The following is a 27,000-nucleotide window of genomic DNA, read 5'->3' as shown; positions in this document are numbered from 1 at the left end:
TATGAGCGTTAGTAATCCAACCCTGATCACGTTCGTGATCTACATTGCAGCAATGGTGTTGATCGGCTTCATGGCCTATCGCTCCACCAACAACCTTTCCGATTACATCCTGGGCGGTCGCAGCCTCGGTAGCGTGGTGACTGCCTTGTCGGCCGGCGCTTCCGACATGAGTGGCTGGTTGTTGATGGGCCTGCCGGGCGCGATCTACATGTCTGGTTTGTCGGAAAGCTGGATTGCCATTGGCCTGATCGTCGGTGCCTACCTCAACTGGCTGTTCGTCGCCGGTCGTCTGCGGGTACAGACCGAGCACAACGGCGACGCACTGACCCTGCCGGATTACTTCTCCAGCCGTTTCGAAGATAAAAGCGGCCTGCTGCGGATCATCTCCGCCGTGGTGATCCTGGTGTTCTTCACCATCTATTGCGCGTCCGGCATCGTCGCCGGTGCCCGCCTGTTCGAAAGCACCTTCGGCATGTCTTACGAGACTGCGCTGTGGGCCGGTGCTGCTGCAACGATTGCCTACACCTTCGTCGGTGGTTTCCTGGCCGTGAGCTGGACCGACACCGTACAAGCCACGCTGATGATCTTCGCGCTGATCCTTACGCCGATCATCGTGCTGCTGGCTACCGGTGGTGTCGATACCACCTTCCTGGCGATCGAAGCCAAGAACCCTGACAACTTCAATATGCTGAAAAACACCACCTTCATCGGCATCATCTCGCTGATGGGCTGGGGCCTGGGTTACTTCGGCCAGCCGCACATCCTCGCGCGTTTTATGGCGGCGGATTCGGTCAAGTCGATTGCCAAGGCACGTCGCATCTCCATGACCTGGATGATCCTGTGCCTGGGTGGCACCGTGGCCGTGGGCTTCTTCGGTATCGCCTACTTCTCGGCGCACCCGGAAGTGGCCGGTCCTGTGACCGAAAACCACGAACGTGTGTTTATTGAACTGGCCAAGCTGCTGTTCAACCCGTGGATCGCCGGTGTACTGCTGTCGGCCATTCTGGCTGCCGTGATGAGCACCCTGAGCTGCCAATTGCTGGTGTGCTCCAGCGCCCTGACCGAAGACTTCTACAAAACCTTCCTGCGCAAAAACGCCTCCCAGGTTGAGCTGGTGTGGGTCGGTCGCTTGATGGTGCTGCTGGTTGCGCTGATCGCCATCGCCATGGCCGCCAACCCCAACAACCGCGTACTCGGCCTGGTCAGCTACGCCTGGGCCGGTTTCGGCGCCGCGTTTGGCCCTGTGGTGCTGATCTCGGTGATCTGGAAACACATGACCCGTAACGGCGCACTGGCCGGTATCCTGGTCGGCGCGATCACCGTGATCGTGTGGAAACACTTCGAACTGCTGGGGCTGTACGAGATCATTCCAGGCTTTATTTTCGCCAGCCTGGCGATCTACTTCGTGAGCAAGATGGGCGTACCGACCGCAGGTATGGTCGAGCGTTTTGATGCGGCGGAGAAGGACTACAACCTCAACAAATGATTCGTCGGGCGTTGAGCGCCTGTTGAGATGAAAAGAGCGGCCCGCGTCCTTTGGATGGGGGCCGTTTTTTTGAAAGGTTTGGCGGCCAAAGGGCACTGATCATAGGCTCAGTTGATCGGCGAAATGAAAAATCGTCGCGCCTATGGCTCCGGCCAGACCTGTGAGGGCTGTTGCGTGAAGAGCGAGTTTCAGATTGCGGGGAAATTCCTCGACCTGTTTTGCGTTAATAACACCACGTTTTGTGTTCCACCTCGGCAGCGCGATTGCTATGTAGACTGCACAGAGTCTGCCTAATCTTCCTCGTAGGTTGTCACCAAAAATACGCTTGTAGCTGTTTATCAGGCTGCATAGGTCCAAAAAATCTTCCATTCTTTCCAATTTTCTATAGGCCAGGAAAATGTTGAGAATTACCGCTATAAGCATCGATCCCGCCGAAAAAAATGCTATTTGATTCTTTGCAGGGAGGCTGAGGAAGGACTCAAAACTCATACAGGACCTCTCCAGCCGCTGCGCCGGCCTCGCTTCCCAGGCTACCTAAAGCAAAGCCCATTGCTCCGCCAGCTATCAAAAGACAACTCAAGGCAAACGGCCCGGTAGTCGGGGCCATTACAGCTATACACAAACCCATTCCCATTTGGCCTCCGATGATTCCCCCTGCCGCCCCGAAGGTTAATTTACCTGCCTCGACATACTTCGCTTTTCTGCATTGCTGCTCTCTACCAGTAGAGCACGCCTCCTTGATCTCCAGCGCCGTCGCTGTCGTGCTCAATGCTATTCCCAGCGGTGTACCATTTTTAAGTAGCTTCGCTGTCTTGGAGACTCGCGAGATGGTTTCGCTGTACCGACTTATCTCCCCAGTATGCAAATAGCTCCTGGTCGATATCCCCAGCATTTTCTTGATCGAGCCTTGATTCCTCAGCCCCGTTCCATGGCGCGCAAAGCTACGCATCTGCGCTTCCAGCTTGGCAAATAAAACCTGGCGCCGAGCGAGGAAATCATCTCGTGAAACACCTCCTCCACGACGCAGTGACTGTTTGTGCAGTGCGTCAATTTCACCGAGCGTTTTCACTATGTCCTGTAAGTGTCTGCCCCAGGCATCTCCCGCGGTGCCAATCCCCAGCGAAGCGTACCCCAGCAACTTTTGCAGCAAATCATAGTTTTGCAGCGCAAAGGCGTCCCCACCTTCCGCCATCACACTGTGGCGGATAGCCCAAGCGGCGCGCATCAGGCGTGACTCCTCCACGGTGCAGGCTGGGGTGCTGCCATCACCGATGATCACCAGTTGCCCTGGCAGCACGACAACATTGCGGATATGCGTATTCAGCGCGTCAAACTTGGCTTCGGCGTATGAGCCCAAGTGCACACTTGCCTTGAGTTCCACTGATGTTTGTAGTCGGTCGTTGATGAAGGCATAAGGCTGAGGCATCACACGCTCCTCAGCGATCCGGCGTAGCGTTTGGCTGCCATGAAAACATTCCTTTTTGAATGAACATGGCTGCGCAATTTAGTGAGTTGCCGGGAGCGCGTCGTGAGTGTGACGAGTGAAATTCAGGTGGTTTTTCGACTTTGGGAAAAGAGCTACGCAGTAGCGACAGGCTTCCGTCAGACGCCTGTGTTTTATGCTGAAAATCCAGGTGAAAGTGAAGCGAGGAAAAGCAAAGCCCTGACGTAAGGATTTACTGATTTTGTTGCAGCGTGATCAGTTCGGTAGAGCGCTGATGCAAAATCAGCCCCCCACCCCTCGCAGAGAAACACCGGATGTTCGCTCCTGCCAATCAAAGTGCCTTTACCCTGTCCCTCGACGGTGAGCCCAGTGAACTCAAGGTGTTGGAGTTTACGGGCCGTGAATCCATCAGCCAGCCTTACCATTTTGATCTCGAGTTGGTCAGCGAACAGCCCGATCTCGACCTGGAAGGCTTGCTGCATCGCCAGGTGTATCTCGGGTTCGATGATCAGGGCCATGGTGTTCATGGGCTGGTCTACCGGGTGGCGCAGGGCGATTCCGGACGGCGCCTGACGCGTTATCAGCTGACGCTTGTGCCGCAGCTGGCCTATCTGGCGCACAGCAGCCACCAGCGCATTTTCCAGCACAAGACGGTGCCGCAGATTGTTGCGCAGGTACTGGAGGGGCAGGGCATCCAGAGTGACCGCTTCGAATTCCGGCTCAGCGGTGCCTACCCCGAGCGCGAGTATTGTGTGCAGTTTGGCGAGACTGACCTGGCGTTCATTCAGCGGCTGTGCGCGGAGTTGGGCATTCACTATCACTTCCAGCATTCGGCCGAGGGGCATTTGCTGGTGTTTGGGGATGACCAGACGGTCTTTGCCCAGCCCGAACAGCCCACGCCTTACACCCCCGGTTCCGGGATGGTGGCGGATACCCCGGCAATCAAGCGGTTTGCGGTGCAGGTGCAGACCCGCACCACGGCCGTGAACCTGCGCGATTACGACTTTCGCAAGCCGAACCTGGGCCTGGAAAGCGCGGTCTCTGGCGAGCAGCTTCCGACGCTTGAAACGCAGGATTACCCCGGTCATTTCAGCGACCGCGCCCATGGCAAATACCTTGCGCAGCGAAGCCTGGAGCGTCATCGCAGTGATTACCGCATCGCCCATGGCAACGGTGATGAACCGGCATTGGCCGGCGGCAGGTTCCTCAGGCTGGCGGCCCACCCACGGGGAGAGTGGAATGGCCTGTGGTTGGCGACACACGTGACCCACGAGGGTAAACAACCGCAAGTCCTGGAAGAGGCTGTAACCGAGGTCGCCGGTGGGGACTTTCGCCAGGGTTATCGCAACCATTTTGTCGCCGCGCCGTGGGACGTGATTTTCCGCCCGTCTCTGGACGAGCATGCGCGCCCAGTGATCTCGGGTTATCAACATGCCGTGGTGACCGGCCCCGCCGACAGTGAAATCCATTGCGATGAGTACGGCCGGGTCAAGGTGCAACTGGCCTGGGACCGTGCCGGTGAACATAACGACCATTCCAGTTGCTGGCTGAGGGTTGCCAGTGGGTGGGCGCATGATCGCTATGGTTCGGTGCTGATCCCGCGCGTCGGCATGGAAGTGCTGGTGGGTTTCGTCAATGGCGACATGGACATGCCGTTGGTGATGGGCTGTTTGCCCAACGCGGCGACCCAGGTGCCCCTCGACCTGCCGGCGGACAAGACCCGCAGTATCTTGCGCAGCCAGAGCAGCCCGGGCGGCGGTGGCTACAACGAGCTACGTATCGAGGACCGCAAGGGCGCCGAGGAAATCTACCTGCGCGCCCAGCGGGATTGGACACAGCATGTACTGCATGATCAACAGGTGCAGGTCGATAACGGGCGTCGTATCACCGTGGGTGGCGAGTCGCACCATGAGTTGCGCGGTGAAGAGCAGCGCATTACCCACGGCAATCGCCTGACGCAGCTCAAGCAGGATGATCACGTGGTGGTCGCCGGTTCGCAGCAGGTGCGCGCCGAGCGGACTATTCAGATAGGGGCAGGGCAAAGCGTCGTCATTGATGCGGGCGCGACTGTCACGATCCAGGCGGGTGGGCAGTCGATCACGCTGTCGGCCGGTGGGATTTTCAGCAGTGTGCCGATCCAGCTTGGCAGCTCGCCCGCTCCGGCGGCCGCACCGTTGATGCCTGGCGTGAAAGAGACGTTACTGGCCGTGATTCCGGCGCCGCTGAGCCGTGTGCAAGTGGCCAGTTTCAAGCGCAGCGCACCGTTTTGCGAAGAGTGTGAGCGCTGCAAGAACGGCCAGTGCGATCTCCCCCGACACAGCAATGCACCCCAACCTTAAAAGGACTGTATGCCGATGCTTAAACCCTTGCGTGCGGGTGAACAGATCTTCGCGGTCATGGGCGCTGCCAGTGACGCCAAGCCCCTGGAGGCTTGGCGAGCGCTGGCCGCCGGAACCTCGCCACAATCCGTGTGGGCCGGCACGGCCTATGCGACGTGGGCGGAGGTCATGCCCTATGTGGCTGTCGTCGAACCGGACAGCCCATTCCTTGAGTGGGCCGCTTCCACTGATGCTACGGATTGGGGCTGGCTGGCCGTATCGTCCAGCCCGCTGGAAAGCGTGATTGCACACCTGCAAAGCCTGACCAAGGTGTTCCTGCCGGATGGCCAGGAGGTGTTTTTGCGCTTTTGGGATGGGGCGCAGTTTCTGCCGATCATTCAGCAGCGAGGAGATGAGATATTGCCGGTTTTCCAGCGCTACCTGATCAATGGCCAGTCGCTGGCGGGCGCGACGGGCCCGCTCACTGCGGCCAAGGACAGCCCATGGTGGCGAGTGCCATCAGCGTTATTGGAGCACCTGGCCGAGCAATCGCCACACACCCTTATCCACAACCTGTTGCAATGGCTCGAAGAGCAACGACCCGACCTCTACACGGCCTTTGCGCCGACGACCTTGCAGCACAAGGTCGCCTACTTCGCGCGCAGTGCGGATACCCGCTATCAGGCGCTGGCCGACTACCTGGCCTCAGAGCTGAGTTGAACCCAGCGCCTGCTGCAGGTCTTCGAGCAGGTCTTCAATCGCCTCAATGCCGACCGACAGGCGAATCATCTCCGGCTTTACGCCGGCCTTGGCTTGTTCCTGCTCGTTCATCTGCCGGTGGGTGGTGGAGGCGGGGTGGCAGGCCAGGGATTTGGCATCGCCGATGTTCACCAGACGCTTGAAGATTTGCAGTGCGTCATAGAAGCGTACACCGGCGTCGTAGCCACCCTTCAGACCAAAGGACAGGATCGCTGACGGTTTGCCCTGCAGGTATTTCTGCGCCAGTGCGTGGTGCGGATGATCCGGCAGGCCGGCGTAGCTGACCCACGCCACATCGGCATGCCCTTGCAGGAACTGCGCGACTTTCAAGGCGTTTTCGGTATGGCGCTCCATGCGCAGGGCCAGGGTTTCCAGACCTTGCAACAGCAGGAAGGCATTCATCGGTGCCAGCGCCGCGCCGGTATTGCGCAGCGGCACGGTGCGAGCGCGGGCGATGAAAGCGGCAGGGCCGAATTTTTCGGTGTAGACCACGCCGTGGTAAGCGGGCTCTGGGTTGTTGAGGCCGGGGAATTTGTCCGGGTAATCGGTCCAGGGGAAGGTGCCGCTGTCGACGATCACGCCGCCCAGGGAGTTGCCATGGCCGCCGATGTATTTGGTGACCGAGTGCACCACGATATCGGCACCGAACTGGATTGGCTTGCACAGGATTGGCGTGGCCACGGTGTTATCCACCACCAGCGGTACGCCGCGGGCGTGGGCGACGTTGGCCAGGGCTTCGATGTCGATGATATTGCCCGCGGGGTTGCCGATGCTTTCGCAATACACCAACTTGGTATTGTCGTCGATCAGTTCCGCGATGGCGGCGGCAGAGTCATCACGGGCGAAACGCACATCGACGCCGAAGCTCGGCAGCAAGTGCGCGAACAAGGTGTAGGTGCCGCCGTAGAGCTGCGGGGTGGTGACGATATTGTCGCCCGCCCGGGTGAGGGTCTGGATCGCGTAGTGGATGGCCGCGCTGCCCGCCGATACCGCCAGGCCTGCGATACCGCCCTCGAGCGCGGCGATGCGCTGCTCCAGCACGTCATTGGTGGGGTTCATGATCCGCGTGTAGATGTTGCCAGGCACGTCCAGGTTGAACAGGTCGGCGCCGTGCTGGGCGTTGTCGAATTCGAACGCGACGTTCTGGTAGATCGGCACGGCGACGGCCTTGGTGGTCGGGTCCGACTTGAAGCCGTGGTGCAGCGCGATGGTGGCGTCTTTCATGGGGTTACTGACCTCCCTGGATGGTGGATCGCCACAATAAATCCGCCTCGGCGCCGGCATTTAGATTTTTTTCAGTCGTAAGCCTGCCTTTTCGACATAAGCACCGCCCGGCACGCCGCCCTGCACTTGAGCCTGCGTAAAAGGTAAACTTCGCCCCCTGCGCAGGAGCAACCATGAATTATCGTCACGCCTTTCACGCCGGCAACCATGCCGATGTCTTCAAACACCTGACCTTGACCCGTCTCATCGCCCTGATGTCGCGCAAGGAGCAGCCGTTCGCCTACCTCGACACCCACGCCGGCATTGGCCTGTACGACCTGCAGGGCGACCAGGCCAACCGCACCGGTGAGTACCTGGAAGGCATCGCCCGCCTGTGGGGCGAAAGCGACCTGCCGCCGCTGACCGCCGACTACATGCGCGTGCTGCATGAGATGAACCCGGATGGCGAGTTGCGCTACTACCCCGGTTCGCCGGAGCTGGCGCGACGCCTGACGCGGCCCCAGGACCGAGTGCTGCTCAATGAAAAGCACCCGGAAGACGGCGTGCTGCTCAAGGACAACATGAAGGGTGATCGCCGCGTCAAAGTGCACCTGGGCGAAGGCTGGCATGTGCCGCGTGCCTTGCTGCCGGTGCCGGAAAAGCGCGCGTTGATGCTGATCGATCCGCCGTTCGAGAAGCTCGACGAAATGCAACGCTGCGCCGCATCCCTCAAGGAAGCCGTGGGCCGCATGCGCCAGACCGTCGCGGCCATCTGGTACCCGGTCAAGGACCAGCGCATGCTGCGCCGTTTCTACCAGGACCTGGCCGGCACCGGTGCACCAAAGTTGTTGCGTGTGGAATTGCTGGTGCACCCGCTGGACACCCCCAACACCCTGACCGGCTCGGGCCTGGCGATCGCCAACCCGCCGTGGGGTCTGGAAGAGGAACTGCGTGAGCTGCTGCCGTGGTTGTCCAAGAAGCTTGGCCAGACCCAGGGTGGGTGGCAAATGGATTGGCTGATCGCTGAATAACTGTAGTGAGCGGGCTTGCCCCGCGCTGGGCTGCGTAGCAGCCCTTCAGGTAAACCGCAGTGTGAGGTGTTGGGGCTGCTTCGCAACCCAGCGCGGGGCAAGCCCGCTCACTACATAACCCTGTTCGTCTGGGTATAGCGTCAGATTGGGCAGGTCACGCCCGTGCCGCCGATCCCGCAATAGCCCTGCGGATTCTTCGCCAGGTACTGCTGGTGATAGGTCTCGGCGAAGTACACCGTCGGCGCCTCTTCGATCTCTGTGGTAATCACACCCAGGCCGGCCTTGGTCAATTCACCTTGATAAGCCTCGGCACTGGCCTTTGCCGCCGCCAGTTGCTCCGGGGTGGTCGCATAGATCACCGAACGGTACTGGCTGCCGATGTCGTTGCCCTGGCGCATGCCCTGGGTCGGGTTGTGCAGTTCCCAGAACATTTTCAGCAGGTCTTCGTATGTCACCTTGGCCTGGTCATACACCACCAGCACCACTTCGCTGTGGCCGGTCAGGCCCGAGCAGACTTCTTCATAGGTCGGGTTCGGCGTATAGCCGCCGGCGTAACCGACCACGGTGCTGACCACGCCGTCGCGTTGCCAGAACTTGCGCTCGGCGCCCCAGAAACAACCTAGGCCGAAGATTGCAAAGCCGACGTCATCAAGGAACGGACCCAGCAGCGGGTTGCCGTTGACGAAGTGCGTCTCTGGCAGCGCCATTGGGGTTTCACGACCAGGCAGAGCTTGTTCTTGAGTAGGCAGCACGTTTTTGTTCACCAGAATTTCCGAGCGCAAGACCATGATCAGTCCTCTCGTCAGGTTGAGTTAGCAGTAAAGATTCAGACCGCCAGTGTGCCCGAGTGTTACGACGCTGTCAGGCGATTGGCCCGCGCGGGTAACGTTTGAGCATCGCCAGCAGCTCTGCGCCGGGGATTGGTCGGTCGAACAGGTAACCCTGGCCCACGTCGCAACGATGCCGGCGCAGGAACGCCAGCTGCTCGGCGGTCTCGATGCCTTCGGCCACGACCTTGAGCTTGAGGTTGTGGGCCATGGCGATCACGGCGGAGGTGATTTCCATGTCGTCCTGGTTATCCGGGATTTCGTGGATGAAGCTGCGATCGATCTTGATGATATCGATGGGGAATTTTTTCAAGTAGCTCAGCGACGAGTAACCGGTGCCGAAGTCGTCCATGGCCAGGGTCAGACCGAAGCTTTTCAGCTGGTCGAGTTGCAGGCGCGTGTCTTCTGTGGCCTCCAGCAGCAAGCCTTCGGTCAGTTCCAGCTCCAGCAGGTTGGCCGGCAGCCGTTCTTCCTTGAGGATCGTGGCAATCGAGGCCACCAGGTCCGGGTCGGAGAACTGCTTGGGTGACAGGTTGATCGCCACCTGCAGGTTGCCCATGCCTGCGGCGGTCAACTGCCGGCTCATGCGGCAAGCCTGGCGCGCAATCCATTTGCCGATGGGGATGATCAGCCCAGTCTCTTCCGCCACGCTGATGAATTGGTCGGGGCGGATCATGCCCTTTTCCGGATGGTTCCAGCGCAACAGTGCTTCCATGCCCAACAGGCGGCCGCTGCGCAGGCACAGCTTGGGCTGGTAGAACACGTCCAATTCGTTCTGGGTGAGGGCGCGGCGCAGGTTGTTCTCGACGAACAGCTTGTAGCTGGCCTCGGCGTTCAGCGCTTCGGTAAACACCTGTACCTGGTGTTTGCCGTTGGCCTTGGCCTTGTGCAGGGCCAGGCCGGCGTTGCGCATCAGGGTCTGCGGGTCGCGGCCATGCAGCGGCGCACAGGCCAGGCCCACGGAGCCGGTGACGCTGATCAATTGGTTGTCGACGAACATCGGTTTGTCGAGGGTCGCCAGCAGCTGGCTGGCCACCAGTTGGCCGGTCTCCAAGTCGGTATCGTCGAGCAACACCGCAAACTCGTTACTGGCAAAGCGCGCCAGGCTGCCGCCGGTACTCAGGCTGTTGCGCAAACGGCGGGCGAGGCTGATCAACAGTTTATCGCCGGTCTGGTGGCCGAGGCTGTCGTTGATGCGCTTGAAGTTGTCGATGTCCACCAGCAACAGGCTGATCGGGCTGTCGCTGTCACGTGCAAAGCGTTCATCGAGGTTGCGAATGAACGCCGGGCGGTTGCCCAGGTTGGTCAGGTTGTCGGTGTAGGCCAGGCGCTCGATGCGCTGCTGGGCCAGCTTGGTTTGGGTGATGTCTTCGTAGATGCCGATGTAATGCGTCAGCTCTCGGTTGTCACCATACACCTTGGAAATCGACAACTGGCCCCAGTAGGGTTCGAGGTTCTTGCGCCGGCTCTTGAATTCACCCTGCCAGCTGTTGCTCTTGGCGAGGCTCGACGGTGCGTCGAAAAGCAATTCGCTGAGGTTCTCCAGTGCCGGCAACTGGGCCAGGCGGTGGCCGTGGACCTCTTCGGCGCTGTACTGGGTGATCGCGGTGAAGCTCGGGTTGACGTACTCCACCACGCCGTCGCAGTTGACCAGCAGAAAGGCGTTGGCACTTTGCTCCACGGCGCGCTGGAACAGGTGCAGGGCGCTGGTGGCGGTGCGGCGGTTGTGGTTGTTGATGACTTGCGCGAACTGGTCTGCCAGTTCGCCGGCAAAGGCAATTTCATCGGCCTGCCAGGCGCGCGTGCAGCCGCTTTGTTCCAGGCACAGCACGCCGACTACCTGGCCATCGACGCGGATGCTCGCGTCGAGCATGGCGTGAATGTCTTTCTTCTCGGCCATTTCCCGGGTACGCGGATCGCGTAAGGCGTTGGTGGCGTCAATGGCGCGACTGGTGTGCAGGGCTTCGAGGTAATCCGGGAAGCAGCTTGCGTCAATGGATTCGGGCAGGTGGTGCTGCTGATCGTCGCGGTGGTAGGCCGAGATGGGTACCAGGCGTTGGCCTTCGAGGTTCCAGATGCTGGCGCAGTCGATCCGGTAGATGTCACAGGCGCTGCGGGTGATCAGCTCCGCCGCTTCTTGCAACGAGTTATGGGTGGTGTAGCGCTGTCGGGCCAGCAGCAGGATCAACGCCTGTTGGGCGCGCACTCGCTCGAGATGCTGCAACTGTTCCTGTTGGGCGCGCTGGTTGAGCTCCAGGGCGATCTGCAGGCGACTGTTCTGGTTTTCCAGGTCTGCCGTGGGAACGGCGGTGGGGATCTCACTGAACAGGCCATCGACCACCATCAGGTAGCCGCGCAGCAGGTGGCGATTGTGTTGTTTGTAGGCTTCGCCCATTTCCAGCAGGCTCAGGGGGCCGTCGCTGGTGTGCAGGGTGTAGCGCACCAGATAGTGAGGGCTCAGGGCCAGTTGCTGCTGGATGGTGTCGTGCAATTCGTAGCGCGCCTGGGGCTCCATCAGGCTGGCATATGGCGTACCGATCAGGGCGCAAAGCTCGACGGCCGACAGGCCGAATTGGCGTTCGCAATTGGGGTCGAGGTAAAGAAGGGCCCAGCTTGCCTCATTAAGCCGCTCGAAACGCAGCATACCGAGGCGCGAAGGCACCGGTAACTGCGTCACTACCTCGGCCGCCATTCGGGCGACATCGGGCTGGCTTTTCATGGGGGAGACTCACTTGAAATAACGCACTTGGCGCCGGGCTCACGCCCTCTTTTCGGTTGCCTGCGGCAAGGTTGCATCATGCGGCGCGGGCTGACAAGAGAGGATGAAGGCTAAGTGCTATAAGGGGGTTATCGGCCGCGTGAGGGGTTTCTTCAATCGGAGCGATGGAAGGTGTACAAACCTGTTTGTATTGTCCAAATTCAGGCGCGGAACGCAGGCAAAAAAAGCCCCGCCAAGTGGCGGGGTTGAGGTACGAGCGTGGCGCTCGAAAATCGTTGTCGCCAGGCCTCCTCGGTGCAGAGGAGGCCGCTGCGGCTTACAGCAGGATAGTGCGGATGTCGTTCAGCAGTTGGCTCAGGCGCTGCGTGAAGCGTGCAGCTGCGGCGCCGTTGATCACGCGGTGATCGTAGGACAACGACAGTGGCAGCATCAGCTTCGGTTGGAACGCTTTACCGTCCCACACTGGCTGGATAGTGGCCTTGGACACACCCAGGATCGCCACTTCCGGCGCGTTGACGATTGGCGTGAAGCCAGTGCCGCCAATGTGACCGAGGCTGGAGATGGTGAAGCATGCGCCTTGCATGTCGTCTGCGGTGAGCTTCTTGTCGCGGGCCTTGGCAGCCAGCGCAGCAGCCTCAGCGGCAAGCTGCAGCAGGCTCTTCTGGTCGACGTTCTTGATGACCGGTACCAGCAGGCCTTCTGGGGTATCGACCGCAAAGCCGATGTGTACGTATTTCTTGCGAATGATCGCCTTGCCGCTTGGCGCCAGCGAACTGTTGAAGTCCGGCAGTTCCTTGAGCAGGTGCGCACACGCCTTGAGCAGCAGTGGCAGCACGGTCAGTTTCACGCCGGCCTTCTCGGCCACGGCTTTCTGCGCAACGCGGAAAGCTTCCAGGTCGGTGATGTCGGCCTGGTCGAACTGAGTCACGTGCGGGATGTTCAGCCAGCTCGCGTGCAGGCTCGACGCGCCGATTTGCATCAGGCGGGTCATCGGCACTTCTTCGGTTTCGCCGAAGCGGCTGAAGTCCACGGTGCGGATTGGCGGAATGCCCGAACCACCGGTAGCGCCACCGGCAGCCGGCGCTTCCTTGGCTTTTTGCATCATGGATTTGACGTAGACCTGCACGTCTTCCTTCAGCACGCGGCCGTGAGGGCCGGTTGCCGACACAGCATTCAGCTCAACGCCGAATTCACGGGCCAATTGACGCACGGCAGGACCGGCGTGAACCTTGGCACCACTTGGCGCAGGCGCGGCAGCAGCAGGGGCCGGAGCGGCCTCAGCTTTTGCAGCAGGCGCAGGGGCGGCAGCAGCCGGAGCAGCTTCAGCCTTGGCAGCCGGAGCGGCGGCCGGTGCTGGAGCGGCTGCAGGCGCAGCGCCTTGTACTTTCAGCTTGAGGATGAAGTCACCGGTGCCGACTTCGTCTTCCAGCTTGACCGCAATGCTTTCCACCACGCCGGCGGCCGGCGAAGGGATTTCCATGGAGGCCTTGTCGGACTCCAGGGTGATCAGCGACTGGTCGGCTTCGACGGTGTCGCCGACCTTGACCAGCAGCTCGATGATCTTGGCCTTGCCCGACGAGCCGATGTCCGGGACGTGGATGTCCTGAACGCTGGCGGCGGCAGGTTCTGCAGCCGCAGGGGCAGCAGGGGCCTCGGCAGCCGCAGGTTTTTCAGCAGCCGGCGCGGGTGCGGCAGCGGCAGCAGGCGCCGCATCAGCAGCCCCTTCGATTTCCAGTTCCAGCAGTTCGTCGCCTTCTTTCAGGCGGTCGCCCAGCTTCACTTTCAGGCTCTTGACCACGCCGGCTTTGGGAGCAGGGATTTCCATGCTCGCCTTGTCCGACTCCAGGGTCAGGATGCTCTGGTCGGCTTCGACGGTGTCGCCGACCTTCACAAACAGCTCGATTACTTCACCTTCACCGCTGCCGATGTCAGGTACGCGAATGAGTTCGCTCACAAAAAGTCTCCTCAGCAGTCCAGTGGGTTGCGTTTTTCCGGGTTGATCCCGAACTTGACGATAGCGTCAGCCACCACCTTAGGTTCGATCTCACCACGGTCAGCCAAGGCTTCCAGGGCTGCCAACACCACGAAGTGACGGTCAACTTCGAAGAAGTGACGCAGCTTCTTGCGGCTGTCACTGCGGCCGAAACCGTCGGTGCCCAGGACTTTGAATTCCTTGGACGGGACCCACTGGCGAATTTGTTCAGCAAACAGCTTCATGTAGTCGGTGGACGCGATGACCGGACCTTTACGGCCGTTCAGGCATTCTTCGACATAGCTCAGTTGTGGCTTCTGGCCTGGGTGCAGGCGGTTGTTGCGCTCTACGGCCAGGCCGTCGCGACGCAGTTCGTTGAAGCTGGTAACGCTCCACACGTCAGCGCCGACGTTGAACTCGTCACGCAGGATCTTCGCCGCTTCACGCACTTCACGCAGGATGGTGCCGGAGCCCATCAGCTGTACGTGGTGCGCCGCTTCCTTGGTGTCTTCTTCGAGCAGGTACATGCCCTTGATGATGCCTTCCTCGACACCGGCCGGCATGGCTGGCTGTTGGTAGGACTCGTTCATCACGGTGATGTAGTAGAAAACGTCCTGCTGCTCTTCGGTCATCTTCTTCATGCCGTCCTGGATGATCACCGCCAGCTCGTAGCCGTAGGTTGGATCAAAGGTGCGGCAGTTCGGGATGGTGGCAGCCAGGATGTGGCTGTGACCGTCTTCGTGTTGCAGGCCTTCGCCGTTCAGCGTGGTACGGCCGGCTGTGCCGCCGATCAGGAAACCACGGGTGCGGCTGTCGCCTGCTGCCCACGCCAGGTCGCCGATACGCTGGAAGCCGAACATCGAGTAGAAGATGTAGAACGGCAGCATCGGTTGGTTGTGGCTGGAGTACGAAGTACCGGCAGCGATGAAGGAGCTCATGGCGCCCGCTTCGTTGATGCCTTCTTCGAGGATCTGGCCCTTCTTGTCTTCCTTGTAGAACATCACTTGGTCTTTATCGACTGGCTCGTAGAGCTGGCCGACGGAGGAGTAGATGCCCAACTGACGGAACATGCCTTCCATACCGAAGGTACGGGCTTCGTCCGGGATGATCGGCACGATGCGCGGACCGATTTCCTTGTCCTTGACCAGCTGCGCGAGGATCCGCACGAAGGCCATGGTGGTGGAGATTTCACGATCGCCCGAGCCGTCCAGGATAGCCTTGAGGGTATCCAGCGGAGGTGTCGGGATGTTGAAGCTCTTGGCGCGGCGCTGTGGCACGAAACCGCCCAGTGCGGTGCGACGCTCGCTCAGGTAGCGGGCTTCGGCGCTGTTCGGCTCCGGCTTGAAGAACGGCAGGTTTTCCAGCTCTTCGTCCTTGACCGGGATGTCGAAGCGGTCGCGGAACAACTTCAGGCTGTCGACGTCGACTTTCTTGGTGTTGTGCGCAGTGTTCTTCGCTTCGCCGGCACCGGTGCCATAACCCTTGATGGTCTTGGCCAGGATGACGGTGGGTTGTTCTTTGTGGTTGACCGCTTCGTGGTACGCCGCGTAGACCTTGTACGGGTCGTGGCCGCCACGGTTGAGCTTCCAGATCTCGTCGTCGGACAGGTCGGCAACCATCGCCTTGAGTTCAGGCGTGTTGAAGAAGTGTTCACGCACGAACGCGCCGTCTTTGGCCTTGTAGTTCTGGTACTCGCCGTCGATGACTTCGTCCATGCGACGTTGCAGGATACCGTCGACGTCCTTGGCCAGCAGTGGGTCCCAGAAACGGCCCCAGATGACTTTGGTCACGTTCCACTGAGCACCGCGGAACACGCCTTCGAGTTCCTGGATGATCTTGCCGTTGCCGCGAACCGGGCCGTCGAGGCGCTGCAGGTTGCAGTTGATGACGAAGATCAGGTTGTCGAGCTTCTCGCGGCCGGCCAGGGAGATAGCGCCCAGGGATTCCGGCTCGTCGCACTCACCGTCGCCCAGGAAGCACCAGACTTTCTGCTTGCCTTCAGGGATGAAGCCACGGGCTTCCAGGTACTTCATGAAACGTGCCTGGTAGATCGCTTGAATTGGACCCAGACCCATGGAAACGGTCGGGAACTGCCAGAAATCAGGCATCAGCCAAGGGTGCGGGTACGACGACAGGCCGTTACCGTCCACTTCCTGGCGGAAGTTGTTCATGTGTTCTTCGGTGATGCGGCCTTCCATGAACGCACGGGCGTAGACGCCTGGGGAGGTGTGGCCCTGGAAGTAGATCAGGTCGCCGCCGTGTTCGTCGGTCGGGGCCTGGAAGAAGTAGTTGAAGCCGATGTCATACAGGGTTGCGCTGGAAGCGAAGCTGGAGATGTGACCGCCCAGGTCCGAATCTTTCAAGTTCGTGCGCATTACCATCGCCATGGCGTTCCAACGTACCAGCGAGCGAATGCGGCGTTCCATGAACAGGTCGCCAGGCATGCGTGCTTCGTGGGTAACGGGGATGGTGTTGCGGTATGGCGTAGTGATGGCGTAAGGCAGTTGCGAGCCGCTGCGGGTCGCGAGTTCGCCCATACGGGTCATCAGGTAGTGAGCACGGTCTTCGCCTTCTTTGTCGAGAACCGATTCCAGGGCGTCCAGCCATTCCTGGGTTTCGACGGGATCGAGGTCTTGCATGGCTTGCTCCAGGGCGGAAAGGCTACCAGAATCGGTTGCCTGAAGTTTGCGACTGGCCTTGTGGGCAGACGACATAAATTCTTGGATGGCCGAAGGTTGCTTCGGCGTCCTGTAGTTTTACTACAAATCGTCGGCCATTTCAGCCTTTCGAATGTATATACGAGTAGTAAAACTACACAAGACTGAGCGTATGGCTCGGTCTGGCTGGTGAGCATAATCGTTATTGTTGATCTTTTGCGAACAAGAAAAGGTAGAAGTTTAATGTTCCCTGCCAACAACTATGAATTTTCAGCTATTTATAACCTTTGTTCGACAGTCCTTCATGTAGCGCCGGTATCACGTCCACAGCAACAAGCCATTTACGCGCCGATCAAGGATAGACCATGAGCCTGCCAATACTGGCCGAACTGCCGGCCATTCTCTTGCCAAAAGCCCAGCGGGCCGAGCAGTCATTTCGTGACGCCGTGGCCGCGCTGGACGACGATCATGGACTTTCTGCGTGGACGCCGCAACGGTGGGCCGACTTCACCCGCGTGTGCGCCGCCAGTGATTTCGTGATTGAACAGAGTGTTCGTGACCCTTTGATGTTGCTCGAGCTGGTGGCCTGGGGCGAGTTGGACCGTGGTTTCGCGCCCGGCGAGCTGTGTGGGCAGATTGCTGGCGCCGTGCAACAAGCAGAAACAGAAGACCAACTGGGCCGTGTCCTGCGTCGCCAGCGCACGCGCCAGCAGGTGCGCATCATCTGGCGCGACCTGACCCGCCAGGCCGACCTGGTGCAAACCTGCCGTGACCTCTCCGACATGGCCGATGCAAGCATCGACCAGGCTTACCAGTGGCTGTACCTGCGCCATTGCGTACAGTTCGGCACGCCCACCGGGCGCCGCAGCGGCGAGCCGCAGCACATGGTGATCCTCGGCATGGGCAAGCTCGGTGCGGTGGAGCTGAACCTCTCGTCGGATATCGACCTGATCTTCGCCTACCCTGAGGGCGGCGAAACCGTCGGCGTCAAACGCGCCCTGGACAACCAGGAGTTTTTTATCCGCCTTGGTCAAAAATTGATCAAGGCACTTGACCCGATGACCGTCGACGGCTTCGTATTCCGCGTCGATATGCGCCTGCGTCCTTATGGTTCGGCGGGCGCGCTGGTGCTCAGCTTCAACGCGCTGGAACAGTATTACCAGGACCAGGGGCGTGACTGGGAGCGCTACGCCATGATCAAGGCGCGCGTGGTTGCCGGCGACCAGGTGGCCGGTGCGCAACTGCTCGACATGCTGCGGCCCTTCGTTTACCGCCGTTACCTGGACTTTTCCGCCATCGAAGCGCTGCGCACCATGAAGCAGTTGATCCAGCAGGAAGTGCGGCGCAAAGGCATGGCCGACAATATCAAGCTGGGCTCGGGCGGCATCCGCGAAGTGGAATTTATCGCCCAGGCATTCCAACTGATCCATGGTGGCCGCGACCTCAGCCTGCAACAGCGGCCGCTGCTCAAGGTGCTCGGCACGCTGGAGGGCCAGGGTTACTTGCCACCGGCGGTGATTGCCGAGTTGCGCAATGGCTATGAATTCCTGCGTTACACCGAACATGCCATCCAGGCGATCGCCGACCGCCAGACGCAAATGCTCCCGGACGACCCGAAAGATCAGGCGCGCATTGCCTTTATGCTGGGGTTCGCCGACTGGGCCGCGTTCCATGAGCGCCTGATGTACTGGCGCGGGCGGGTGGACTGGCACTTCCGCCAAGTCATTGCCGATCCAGACGAAGAAGAGGGTGAAGAGAGCGAACTGGTCGTGGGCGGTGAGTGGTTGCCGCTGTGGGAAGAATCCCAAGACGACGAAGCGGCCTGCCGCCAATTGGCCGAAGGCGGTTTCAGCGATGCGACCAAGGCCCTCAAAGCGCTGACTGGCCTGCGCAATAGCCCGCAATTGCGTGCCATGCAGCGCCTGGGCCGCGAACGCCTGGATGCATTTATCCCGCGCCTGCTCGCCCAGGCCGTCGAACATGCCAACCCGGACCTGGTGTTGGAGCGCGTGTTGCCGCTGGTGGAAGCTGTCGCCCGGCGCTCCGCTTATCTGGTACTGCTCACGGAAAACCCCGACGCCCTGCGTCGCCTGTTGACCTTGTGCGCCGCCAGCCCGTGGATCGCCGAGCAGATCACGCGCTTCCCGTTGCTGCTCGACGAATTGCTCAACGAAGGTCGCCTGTTCAAGCCACCGTTGGCGCCGGAGTTGGCCGCCGAGCTGCGCGAGCGCCTCACGCGTATTCCCGAAGATGACCTTGAGCAACAGATGGAAGCCCTGCGTCACTTCAAGTTGGCCCACCGCCTGCGCGTGGCCGCGTCGGAAATCGCCGGCAGCCTGCCACTGATGAAAGTCAGCGACTATCTCACCTGGCTCGCCGAGGCCATCCTCGAGCAAGTGCTGGCCCTGGCCTGGCGCCAGACCGTTGCGCGCCACGGCTCGCCGCAGCGGTTGGACGGCACCCTGTGCGATCCTGGGTTCATCATTGTCGGTTATGGGAAAGTCGGCGGGATCGAACTGGGGCATGGTTCGGACCTGGACCTGGTGTTTATCCATGACGGCGACCCGCAGGCTGAAACCGATGGCGCCAAGCCGATCGACGGTGCGCAGTTTTTCACGCGCCTGGGCCAGCGCATCATTCACCTGCTGACCACCCAGACCAACTCGGGCCAGCTGTATGAAGTGGACATGCGCCTGCGACCTTCCGGCGCGTCCGGGCTGTTGGTCAGTTCATTGGGCGCATTTGATCGTTATCAAAAAAATGAAGCCTGGACCTGGGAACATCAGGCCCTGATCCGCGCGCGGGTGCTGGTCGGCAGCCAGGACGTGGGCCAGGCGTTCGAGCAGGTGCGGGCTAAAGTATTGGGGCGCGAAAGGGACTTGGCGAAGCTGCGCCAGGAGGTCAGCGAGATGCGCGCGAAAATGCGTGACAACCTGGGCACCAAGGCCACGACGGCCGGCACCGGCGCCAACGCCTTTGAAGCCACGGCGGCGTTCGACCTCAAGCAGGACGCCGGAGGTATCGTCGATATTGAATTTATGGTGCAATACGCGGCTTTGGCGTGGTCTGCGCAACATCCATCGTTGCTGCGCTACACCGACAATATCCGCATTCTGGAAGGCTTGGAGCAGGTGGGTTTGATGCCCGCCGCCGATGCCCATTTGCTGCGTGAGGTGTATAAGGCCTACCGTTCCGCTGCACACCGCCAGGCCTTGCAGAACGAGGCCGGTACGGTGGCCGGGGATCAGTTCGCCGACGAACGGCGCCAGGTGATGCGAATCTGGCAGGCGCTGGGGTTGAGCTGAAACACTATTAGGGCGGGGAGGCATAAGCCTCCCCGCATCGTTTGTGGAAACTACATGAATATTCTGATCGTTGGGCCCAGTTGGGTCGGTGACATGGTGATGGCGCAGACACTGTTCCAGTGTTTGCGTATGCGCTACCCGGACTGCCAGATCGACGTGCTCGCCCCCGAGTGGAGCCGGCCGATCCTCGAGCGCATGCCCGAGGTGCGCAAGGCCTTGAGCTTTCCGCTCGGCCACGGTGCCCTGGAACTGGCGACCCGCCGTCGCATCGGTAAATCCCTGGCGGGGCAATACGACCAGGCAATCCTGCTGCCCAACTCGCTCAAATCGGCGCTGGTGCCGTATTTCGCCGGCATCCCCAAACGCACCGGCTGGCGTGGCGAATTTCGCTACGTGCTGCTCAATGATGTGCGCACGCTGGACAAAGCCCGCTACCCGCTGATGATCGAACGCTTCATGGCCCTGGCGTACGAGCCGGGTGCCGAGTTGCCCAAGTCGTACCCGCGCCCCAGCCTTCAAATTGACCCGGTGAGCCGCGACGCGGCCCTGGCCAAGTTCGGCCTGGCACTTGATCGTCCGGTCCTGGCGCTGTGCCCCGGCGCCGAGTTTGGCGAGTCCAAGCGCTGGCCGTCGGAGCACTACGCCAAGGTCGCCGAGGCCAAGATCCGCGAAGGCTGGCAGGTGTGGCTGTTTGGTTCGAAGAAGGACCACCCGGTGGGTGAAGACATTCGCCAGCGCCTGATCCCCGGTCTGCGCGAAGAAGCGGTGAACCTCAGCGGCGACACGTCCCTGGCCGAGGCCATCGACTTGTTGTCCTGCGCCGATTCGGTGGTGTCCAACGACTCCGGGCTGATGCACGTGGCTGCCGCGCTGAACCGCCCGCTGGTGGCGGTATACGGTTCCACCTCGCCGGGGTTCACCCCGCCATTGGCCGACCAGGTCGAAGTGGTACGCCTGGGCCTGGATTGCAGCCCGTGTTTTGATCGCACCTGCCGTTTCGGCCACTACAACTGCATGCGCCAGTTGCTGCCGCAGCCGGTGAACGAGGCCTTGCAGCGGTTGCAGGGCTCTGCGGTCGAGGTCCGATAGTTTGCGCGTACTGGTAATCAAGACCTCATCCCTGGGCGACGTGATCCATGCCTTGCCGGCACTGACCGATGCCGCGCGGGCGATCCCCGGCATTCAATTCGACTGGGTGGTGGAAGAAGGCTTCGCCGAGATTCCCACCTGGCATCCGGCGGTCGACAAGGTGATTCCGGTGGCGATCCGCCGCTGGCGCAAAAACCTCTGGCAGACCCTTAAAAGTGGCGAATGGCGGCGTTTCAAGCAACGCATCCAGTCGACCAAATACGACTTGGTGATCGACGCCCAGGGCCTGCTCAAAAGCGCCTGGCTGACCCGCTATGTGCGGGCACCGGTGGCGGGTTTCGACAAGCACTCGGCCCGCGAGCCCATCGCCGCGCGCTTCTATTCCCGGCGCCTGGCCGTGGCCCGTGGGCAACACGCGGTGGAGCGCCTGCGCCAGTTGTTTGCCGTCGCCCTCGGCTACGACTTGCCCAAAGGCCTGGGCGACTATGGCCTGAGCGTCGACAAACTGCTCGGCCTGCCGCCGAAAAAACCGTTCGTGCTGCTGCTGCACGGCACCACCTGGGACACCAAGCATTGGCCCGAAGCCTATTGGCGTGAGCTGGCCGAACGCATGGGGCGACTGGGCGTGGACGTGAAGTTGCCGTGGGGCAACGCTGATGAAAAGGCCCGCGCCGAGCGCCTGGCCCAGGGCCTGCAAAACGCTGAAGTACTGCCCAAATTAAACCTGGCCGGTGTCGCCCGTGTATTGGCCGGCGCTCGTGCTTGTGTGGCGGTGGACACCGGTCTCGGTCACCTCGCTGCCGCGCTGGATGTGCCGACCATTTCCCTGTTCGGCCCGACCAACCCCGGGCTCACTGGCGCCTACGGCAAGGGCCAGATTCATCTGGCGAGTGACTTCCCCTGCGCACCGTGCCTGCAAAAACACTGTACCTACCAACCGACGGCCGACGACCTGCGTCGGTTCGACCTCAAGCGCGAGTCGCCCCTGTGCTTCACGCGCCTGAACCCTGAGCGTGTGGCCAGCCGACTGAGCACGTTGTTATTGGCTGAGGAGCTGCACTGATGCAACTGGCTTTTGTTCTGTACAAATACTTCCCCTTCGGTGGCCTGCAGCGTGACTTCATGCGCATCGCCCTGGAGTGCCAGCAGCGCGGCCATCAGATTCGTGTGTACACGTTGATCTGGGAAGGCGACATCCCGCCTGGCTTCGAAGTGCTGGTGGCGCCGGTCAAGGCGTTCTTCAACCATCGGCGCAATGAAAAACTCAGCGCCTGGATGGAAGCCGACCTGGCCAAGCGCCCGGTTGATCGTTTGATTGGCTTCAACAAAATGCCCGGCCTAGATGTGTACTACGCCGCCGACGGCTGCTTTGAAGACAAGGCGCAAAACCTGCGTCACTCGCTCTACCGCTATTTTGGTCGCTACAAGCACTTCGCCGAGTACGAGCGTGCGGTGTTCGCCAAGGACGCCAAGACGGAGGTCTTGATGATTTCCGAAGTGCAGCAGCCGCTGTTCATCAAGCATTACGACACGCCGCTGGAACGCTTCCACCTGCTGCCGCCGGGCATTGCCCAGGACCGCCGTGCGCCGCCGAATGCCGCCGAGATTCGCGAGGGTTTTCGTCAGGAATTCAACCTCGGCGACGACGACCTGCTGCTGGTGCAAATCGGCTCGGGCTTCAAGACCAAAGGCGTCGACCGCAGCCTCAAGGCCGTGGCTGCGCTGCCGTCTGAGCTGAAAAAACGCACGCGCCTGTTTGTAATCGGCCAGGACGACCCCAAAGTATTCCAACTGCAAAGCGCGACGCTGGGGTTGGGGGACAACGTGCAGTTCCTCAAGGGCCGCAGCGATATCCCGCGTTTCCTGCTGGGCGCCGACCTGTTGATCCACCCGGCGTACAACGAAAACACCGGTACCGTATTGCTCGAAGCCCTGGTGGCCGGGTTGCCGGTGCTGGTCTCGGCCGTGTGTGGGTATGCCCATTACATTGCCGAAGCCGACAGCGGCCTGGTGCTGGATGAGCCGTTCGAGCAGAGCCAGCTCAACCAGTACCTGACGCACATGCTCACCGACACTGCACAGCGCGCGGCCTGGAGCCGCAATGGGTTGGCCTTTGCCGAGACGGCCGACCTCTACAGCATGCCGCAGCACGCTGCGGATGTGATTCTGGCGGAGCCAAAACGATGAAATTGATGCTTGCCGAACCGTTCAAGACGTTGTGGGCCGGGCTTGATGCCTTTGCCGAAGTCGAGAAACTGCAAGGCCAGGTCTTCCGTGAGTTGGCGGCGCGTCGCACGTTACGCACCGAGGTCGCTGGCCGCCCGTATTTTGTGAAAATCCACCGTGGCATTGGTTGGGCGGAAATCTTCAAGAACCTGATCACCGCCAAGTTGCCGGTACTGGGTGCCGGCCTGGAGTGGGACGCCATCCACCGCTTGCAGGCGCTTGGCGTACCGACCATGACCGGTGTGGCCTTCGGCGAAAAAGGCAGCAACCCGGCAGACCAGCACTCGTTCATCATCACCGAAGAGCTGGCGCCGACCGTCAGCCTCGAAGACGTGACCCTTAACTGGGTCGCCGAACCGCCAACACCTGCGTTGCGCCACGCCCTCACGGCCGAGTTGGCGCGCATGGTCGGCGACATGCACCGGGGTGGCGTCAATCACCGCGATTGCTACCTGTGCCACTTCTTGCTGGACACCTCCAGCCCCATCGACGCGAACAACATCAAGCTGTCGGTGATCGACCTGCACCGCGCCCAACTGCGTGCCCATCTGCCGTTGCGCTGGCGCGACAAGGACCTGTCCGCGCTGTACTACTCGGCGCTGGAGATCGGCCTGACCCGTCGCGACAAACTGCGCTTCCTCAAGGGTTACTTCCGCCAGCCATTGCGCCAGATCCTGGCCGAGCAGTCGGCATCGTTGAGCCTGATGCAGCGCAAGGCCGACAAGCTGTATGCGCGCAAGCAACGTTACGGGGACGCGATCTGATGGCGGGTTGGAACCTGGAACCTGCTTACGCCACCCTGGCGGATGATTTTGGAAGCCTCGAAGCGGTATTCGCCCTGCAAGGCGAGCGGCTGACCCGCGACCCGTTGTCGGAAGTGATCCGCGTGGAGCGCGGCGGGATCAATTACTACGTCAAGCGCTACACCGGCGCCGGCAAGGGCCTGCGGCGTTACCTGGGCAAGCCGCGGGTCAAGTCCGAATGGCAGAACCTCAAGCGTTTCGCCAAGTGGGGCATTCCCACCGCTGACGTCGTGGCCTGGGGGCTGGAGCGTAAGGGCCTGGCCTACGAACGCGGCGCGATGATCACGCGCGAGTTGCCGAAAACCGAAGACCTTTCGGTATTGGCCGAGCGTAACGATGCACGCTTGCGCGACCCCAAGTGGGTCGACGCGGTGAGCCGCCAGCTCGCCGAATACACGCGCACCATGCACGATCACCGCTTTACCCATAACGACTTGAAGTGGCGCAACCTGCTGATCGACGACCAGTCCACGCTGTACCTGATCGATTGCCCCAACGGCGATTTCTGGCGCGGGTTCTGGCTCAAGTACCGTATCACTAAAGACCTGGCCTGCCTGGATAAGGTGGCCAAGTATCACCTGTCCGCCACCCAGCGCCTGCGCTTCTACCTGCAGTACCGTCAGAGCCGGCACCTGAGTGCGTCGGACAAACGGCGTATTCGCCACGTGGTGAAGTTTTTCGAGGGACGCGAATGAGTGATTTCCTGGCGGCTGAAGACCGTGCGCTGCTGGAGCGCAACGGCCTGGCGACGTTCGACGCCTTGTGGGCCAAGCAGCTGGAGGCGGTGGACGAGCCCAATACCAGCCGTGGCGGCTGGAGCAGTGTGTTTCGCCTGGAGCTCGACGGCCACGGCTACTACCTCAAGCGCCAGAGCAACTACCTGACGCGCAGCCTGCACCGTCCGTTTGGCGAGCCGAGTTTTTCCCGCGAATTTCGCAATATCAGCCGTTACCGCACCCTTGGCATTCCAGCGTTGCAGGCGGCGTTCTACGGGGAGCGCAAGGTCGCTGGCGAGCACCGCGCGATGCTGCTGACCCGCGCGCTGGACGGTTGGAATGACCTGGATTCCTTGCTGGAGCAGTGGTCGCAACTGAGCGACGCCCAGCACCGTGCAATCCTGCTGGCCTGCGGCCAACTGGCACGCCGGCTGCACAGCGTCGGCCAGGTGCACGGCTGTTTTTACCCCAAGCATATTTTCCTGCAGGCGACCGGTGACGGTTATGCCGCGCAATTGATCGACCTGGAGAAAACCCGCCCGTTGTTGTTTGGCTGGCGTGACCGTGTCAAGGACCTCGAGCCGCTGTTGCGCCGGGCGCCGCAGTGGTCGGACGCGCAGGTGCGTCAGCTGTTGGCCGCTTACCTCGATCAGCCTGAGGACAGTGCACTGGTCGGCAGTTGGCTGCAGCGCCTGACGGCCCGACGTAGCCACAAGGAGAACCGTTGATGCGCCTGTCCGAGCTGAAAAGCGCCGGCCGCACCCCGAGCCTGCCCCTCACCCTGGACCTGGCGGATGCCGCAGGCCCTGGCCAACTGCAACTGCTCAGCCTGCTGCGCGTGTTGCCGGGCGAGCGGTATGTCGGCGCAGCGGTATGGCGCGGGCGTCCGGTACTGGCCAAGTTATTGGTGGGCAGCAAGGCCGCGCGGCACTTCCAGCGTGAACTCAGCGGCGTGCGTTTGCTGGCCGAGCAAGGCCTGACCACGCCATTGTTGTTGGCCGATGGCTTGCAGGAAGGCGAGGGCGGCTGGCTGCTGTTCGAATTCATCGAGGGCGCCGAGAGCTTGGCTAATGCCTGGCAGGCCGTCGAAGCGTTGCCGCCGTTGGCTGACGAACAAACCGCCGTGCTGGCTGAAGCGTTGGGTGCGATAGCGCAGATGCACACCAAAGGGCTGTGGCAGGAAGACCTGCACCTGGACAACCTGCTGCGTCAGAACGGCAAGCTGTATTTGATCGACGGTGCCGGGATTCGCGTCGAAGAGGCCGGCAAGCCGCTGTCGCGCAACCGCGTGCTGGAAAACCTCGGGGTGTTTTTCGCTCAGTTGCCAAAAAACCTCGAGCCGTTTACCGAAGAACTGCTGGTGTACTACCTGCTGAGCAACGGCGAGCACGCCCTGCCGCTGGAAGCCCTGGAGAAACAGGTGCGCAAAGTCAGCGCCTGGCGCCTCAAGGACTTTTTGAACAAGATCGGCCGCGAATGCACGCTGTTCAGCGTGGTGCGTGGCGCCTTTGCCTTGCGCGCGATTCGTCGTGAAGAAGCGCCGGCGATGTTGCCGGTGCTTGAGCAGGCCGATGCGCTGCTGGACCAAGGCCATTTGTATAAAACCGGCGGCGCCGCCAGCGTCGCCAAAGTCGAGGTCGCTGGCCGGCCGCTGGTGATCAAGCGCTACAACATCAAGGGTTTTGCCCATTGGCTCAAACGTTTCTGGCGCCCGAGTCGAGCCTGGCATTCCTGGCGCGAAGGCAACCGCCTGGCGTTCCTCGGTATTGCCACGCCAAAGCCGCTGGCCGTGCTGGAGAAGCGCTTTTTCTGGCTGCGCAGCCGCGCGTACCTGATCACCGAATACCTGCCGGGCCCGGACATCATCGAACGCTTCGCGCCGTATGTTGAAAGCGGTGAAGCGCCGGAAAACGAACTGCAGGCGCTGGATCACCTGTTCGCCGAACTGATCCGCGAGCGCATCAGCCATGGTGACTTCAAGGGCCACAACCTGTTCTGGGACCAGGACCGCTGGTCGCTGATCGACCTTGATGCGATGTGCCAACACACCTCCGCCGCCAGCTTCGCCCCGGCGTATGCCAAGGACCGTGCGCGGTTCATGCGTAATTGGCCTGAGAGCAGTGCGTTGTATCAACTGATTGATCAGCGCTTGCCTAAGCAGGTGAGCTGATCCTCCCTGTGGCTTGCCAGCGATCGCAGTCGGGTAGGCTCCGGGCTCATCTGGTGTAAAACAGTCCAAATGTGGGAGGGGGCTTGCTCCCGATGAGGGAGTGTCAGCTGATACATCTGTGGCTGATCCACCGCTATCGGGAGCAAGCCCCCTCCCACCGTTTGATCTGCATGTATCCAGCTGTTGCCTGAGCAACAGCAATCGGGCAGTTGATGGTCAATAGCGACAGCTTTTTTTATCGCGTGTTTCTATCCATTTGATTTTGCAGGATAAAA

The 27,000-nt window shown here is 61.0% G+C and carries 19 protein-coding genes; 12 read left to right on the top strand and 7 right to left on the bottom strand.

What is annotated here, in order from left to right; genetic code table 11:
- Position 1: 1 nt before the first annotated feature.
- A complete protein-coding gene (gene putP / locus AO064_RS16615) occupies positions 2–1,486 on the top strand; it encodes a sodium/proline symporter PutP (RefSeq protein ID WP_064054024.1) in 1,485 nt (494 codons plus the stop codon).
- A 99-nt stretch (positions 1,487–1,585) separates the two neighbouring features.
- Here the strand turns inward: putP and AO064_RS16610 are convergent, their stop codons facing one another.
- Together AO064_RS16610 and AO064_RS16605 are read right to left on the bottom strand one after the other, a co-directional pair.
- Positions 1,586–1,975 (bottom strand): hypothetical protein, encoded by a 390-nt coding sequence (locus AO064_RS16610; RefSeq protein WP_064054023.1) that lies wholly within the window; start codon positions 1,973–1,975, stop codon positions 1,586–1,588.
- A complete protein-coding gene (locus tag AO064_RS16605) occupies positions 1,965–2,912 on the bottom strand; it encodes a hypothetical protein (protein ID WP_064054022.1) in 948 nt (315 codons plus the stop codon). Before AO064_RS16605 ends, AO064_RS16610 begins: the two co-directional genes overlap by 11 nt.
- Before the next feature lie 332 nt (positions 2,913–3,244).
- Between AO064_RS16605 and AO064_RS16600 the strand changes: the two genes are divergently transcribed.
- Both AO064_RS16600 and AO064_RS16595 read left to right on the top strand, forming a co-directional pair.
- A complete protein-coding gene (locus AO064_RS16600) occupies positions 3,245–5,269 on the top strand; it encodes a type VI secretion system Vgr family protein (protein WP_064054021.1) in 2,025 nt (674 codons plus the stop codon).
- Positions 5,270–5,278: 9 nt separating this feature from the next.
- Positions 5,279–5,968: a DUF4123 domain-containing protein gene (locus AO064_RS16595; RefSeq protein WP_082893947.1), complete on the top strand. Its 690-nt coding sequence runs from the start codon at positions 5,279–5,281 to the stop codon at positions 5,966–5,968.
- Here AO064_RS16595 and AO064_RS16590 read toward each other — a convergent pair.
- Complete coding sequence (locus AO064_RS16590; protein WP_064054019.1) at positions 5,954–7,231, bottom strand: O-acetylhomoserine aminocarboxypropyltransferase/cysteine synthase family protein; 1,278 nt, start codon at positions 7,229–7,231, stop codon at positions 5,954–5,956. The genes AO064_RS16595 and AO064_RS16590 overlap by 15 nt on opposite strands.
- Positions 7,232–7,404: 173 nt before the next feature.
- Here AO064_RS16590 and AO064_RS16585 point away from each other — a divergent pair, with 173 nt between their 5' ends.
- Positions 7,405–8,241 carry a 23S rRNA (adenine(2030)-N(6))-methyltransferase RlmJ gene (locus AO064_RS16585; protein ID WP_010213693.1) on the top strand — a complete coding sequence of 279 codons (837 nt, stop codon included), beginning with the start codon at positions 7,405–7,407 and terminating at the stop codon, positions 8,239–8,241.
- A gap of 140 nt (positions 8,242–8,381) precedes the next feature.
- On the opposite strand, the gene msrA is transcribed toward AO064_RS16585, so the two are convergent.
- The 4 genes from msrA to aceE form a co-directional block, all read right to left on the bottom strand.
- Positions 8,382–9,029: a peptide-methionine (S)-S-oxide reductase MsrA gene (gene msrA, locus AO064_RS16580; protein ID WP_064054018.1), complete on the bottom strand. Its 648-nt coding sequence runs from the start codon at positions 9,027–9,029 to the stop codon at positions 8,382–8,384.
- 73 nt (positions 9,030–9,102) lie between these two features.
- Entirely contained in the window at positions 9,103–11,787 is a 2,685-nt protein-coding gene (locus tag AO064_RS16575) for a putative bifunctional diguanylate cyclase/phosphodiesterase (RefSeq protein ID WP_064054017.1), read from the bottom strand.
- Between the two features lie 316 nt (positions 11,788–12,103).
- A complete protein-coding gene (gene aceF, locus AO064_RS16570; RefSeq protein WP_064054016.1) occupies positions 12,104–13,741 on the bottom strand; it encodes a dihydrolipoyllysine-residue acetyltransferase in 1,638 nt (545 codons plus the stop codon).
- 11 nt (positions 13,742–13,752) lie between these two features.
- Complete coding sequence (gene aceE, locus AO064_RS16565) at positions 13,753–16,398, bottom strand: pyruvate dehydrogenase (acetyl-transferring), homodimeric type (RefSeq protein ID WP_064054015.1); 2,646 nt, start codon at positions 16,396–16,398, stop codon at positions 13,753–13,755.
- Positions 16,399–16,781: 383 nt separating this feature from the next.
- Between aceE and glnE the strand changes: the two genes are divergently transcribed.
- The 8 genes from glnE to AO064_RS16525 are packed head-to-tail and all read left to right on the top strand — an operon-like array spanning position 16,782 to position 26,725.
- On the top strand, positions 16,782–19,721 hold the full coding sequence (glnE, locus tag AO064_RS16560) for a bifunctional [glutamate--ammonia ligase]-adenylyl-L-tyrosine phosphorylase/[glutamate--ammonia-ligase] adenylyltransferase (RefSeq protein ID WP_064054014.1): 2,940 nt from the start codon (positions 16,782–16,784) through the stop codon (positions 19,719–19,721).
- Between the two features lie 54 nt (positions 19,722–19,775).
- The gene (gene waaF / locus AO064_RS16555; protein WP_064054013.1) at positions 19,776–20,810 is read left to right on the top strand and encodes a lipopolysaccharide heptosyltransferase II; all 1,035 of its coding nucleotides are present in this window, start codon (positions 19,776–19,778) and stop codon (positions 20,808–20,810) included.
- Between the two features lies 1 nt (position 20,811).
- Positions 20,812–21,873 carry a lipopolysaccharide heptosyltransferase I gene (gene waaC / locus AO064_RS16550; protein WP_046033896.1) on the top strand — a complete coding sequence of 354 codons (1,062 nt, stop codon included), beginning with the start codon at positions 20,812–20,814 and terminating at the stop codon, positions 21,871–21,873.
- Entirely contained in the window at positions 21,873–22,997 is a 1,125-nt protein-coding gene (locus AO064_RS16545) for a glycosyltransferase family 4 protein (RefSeq protein ID WP_012721864.1), read from the top strand. Before waaC ends, AO064_RS16545 begins: the two co-directional genes overlap by 1 nt.
- On the top strand, positions 22,994–23,800 hold the full coding sequence (gene rfaP / locus AO064_RS16540) for a lipopolysaccharide core heptose(I) kinase RfaP (RefSeq protein ID WP_064054012.1): 807 nt from the start codon (positions 22,994–22,996) through the stop codon (positions 23,798–23,800). Before AO064_RS16545 ends, rfaP begins: the two co-directional genes overlap by 4 nt.
- Positions 23,800–24,534 (top strand): lipopolysaccharide kinase InaA family protein, encoded by a 735-nt coding sequence (locus AO064_RS16535; RefSeq protein ID WP_012721866.1) that lies wholly within the window; start codon positions 23,800–23,802, stop codon positions 24,532–24,534. The genes rfaP and AO064_RS16535 overlap by 1 nt, the downstream gene beginning before the upstream one ends.
- Positions 24,531–25,283, top strand: coding sequence for a lipopolysaccharide kinase InaA family protein (locus AO064_RS16530; RefSeq protein WP_046033897.1), 753 nt, complete (start codon positions 24,531–24,533; stop codon positions 25,281–25,283). Before AO064_RS16535 ends, AO064_RS16530 begins: the two co-directional genes overlap by 4 nt.
- Positions 25,283–26,725 carry a lipopolysaccharide kinase InaA family protein gene (locus tag AO064_RS16525; protein ID WP_064054011.1) on the top strand — a complete coding sequence of 481 codons (1,443 nt, stop codon included), beginning with the start codon at positions 25,283–25,285 and terminating at the stop codon, positions 26,723–26,725. The genes AO064_RS16530 and AO064_RS16525 overlap by 1 nt, the downstream gene beginning before the upstream one ends.
- The last annotated feature ends 275 nt before the right edge of the window (positions 26,726–27,000 follow it).

Origin of the sequence: Pseudomonas marginalis (assembly GCF_001645105.1) — a bacterium.
Classification (GTDB): domain Bacteria; phylum Pseudomonadota; class Gammaproteobacteria; order Pseudomonadales; family Pseudomonadaceae; genus Aquipseudomonas; species Aquipseudomonas petroselini.
The sequence above is the reverse complement of the archived record's forward strand: the minus strand, read 5'-3'. Positions and strand labels throughout refer to the sequence as shown.

Coding starts and splice junctions, on each gene's coding strand:
- AO064_RS16600 (WP_064054021.1), top strand. CDS start 3,245: ATGTTCGCTCCTGCCAATCAAAGTGCCTTTACCCTGTCCCTCGACGGT.
- AO064_RS16605 (WP_064054022.1), bottom strand. CDS start 2,912: ATGCCTCAGCCTTATGCCTTCATCAACGACCGACTACAAACATCAGTG.
- msrA (WP_064054018.1), bottom strand. CDS start 9,029: ATGGTCTTGCGCTCGGAAATTCTGGTGAACAAAAACGTGCTGCCTACT.
- AO064_RS16610 (WP_064054023.1), bottom strand. CDS start 1,975: ATGAGTTTTGAGTCCTTCCTCAGCCTCCCTGCAAAGAATCAAATAGCA.
- rfaP (WP_064054012.1), top strand. CDS start 22,994: ATGAAATTGATGCTTGCCGAACCGTTCAAGACGTTGTGGGCCGGGCTT.
- AO064_RS16595 (WP_082893947.1), top strand. CDS start 5,279: ATGCCGATGCTTAAACCCTTGCGTGCGGGTGAACAGATCTTCGCGGTC.
- aceE (WP_064054015.1), bottom strand. CDS start 16,398: ATGCAAGACCTCGATCCCGTCGAAACCCAGGAATGGCTGGACGCCCTG.
- waaF (WP_064054013.1), top strand. CDS start 19,776: ATGAATATTCTGATCGTTGGGCCCAGTTGGGTCGGTGACATGGTGATG.
- AO064_RS16535 (WP_012721866.1), top strand. CDS start 23,800: ATGGCGGGTTGGAACCTGGAACCTGCTTACGCCACCCTGGCGGATGAT.
- AO064_RS16530 (WP_046033897.1), top strand. CDS start 24,531: ATGAGTGATTTCCTGGCGGCTGAAGACCGTGCGCTGCTGGAGCGCAAC.
- AO064_RS16525 (WP_064054011.1), top strand. CDS start 25,283: ATGCGCCTGTCCGAGCTGAAAAGCGCCGGCCGCACCCCGAGCCTGCCC.
- AO064_RS16545 (WP_012721864.1), top strand. CDS start 21,873: ATGCAACTGGCTTTTGTTCTGTACAAATACTTCCCCTTCGGTGGCCTG.
- AO064_RS16590 (WP_064054019.1), bottom strand. CDS start 7,231: ATGAAAGACGCCACCATCGCGCTGCACCACGGCTTCAAGTCGGACCCG.
- putP (WP_064054024.1), top strand. CDS start 2: ATGAGCGTTAGTAATCCAACCCTGATCACGTTCGTGATCTACATTGCA.
- glnE (WP_064054014.1), top strand. CDS start 16,782: ATGAGCCTGCCAATACTGGCCGAACTGCCGGCCATTCTCTTGCCAAAA.
- AO064_RS16575 (WP_064054017.1), bottom strand. CDS start 11,787: ATGAAAAGCCAGCCCGATGTCGCCCGAATGGCGGCCGAGGTAGTGACG.
- AO064_RS16585 (WP_010213693.1), top strand. CDS start 7,405: ATGAATTATCGTCACGCCTTTCACGCCGGCAACCATGCCGATGTCTTC.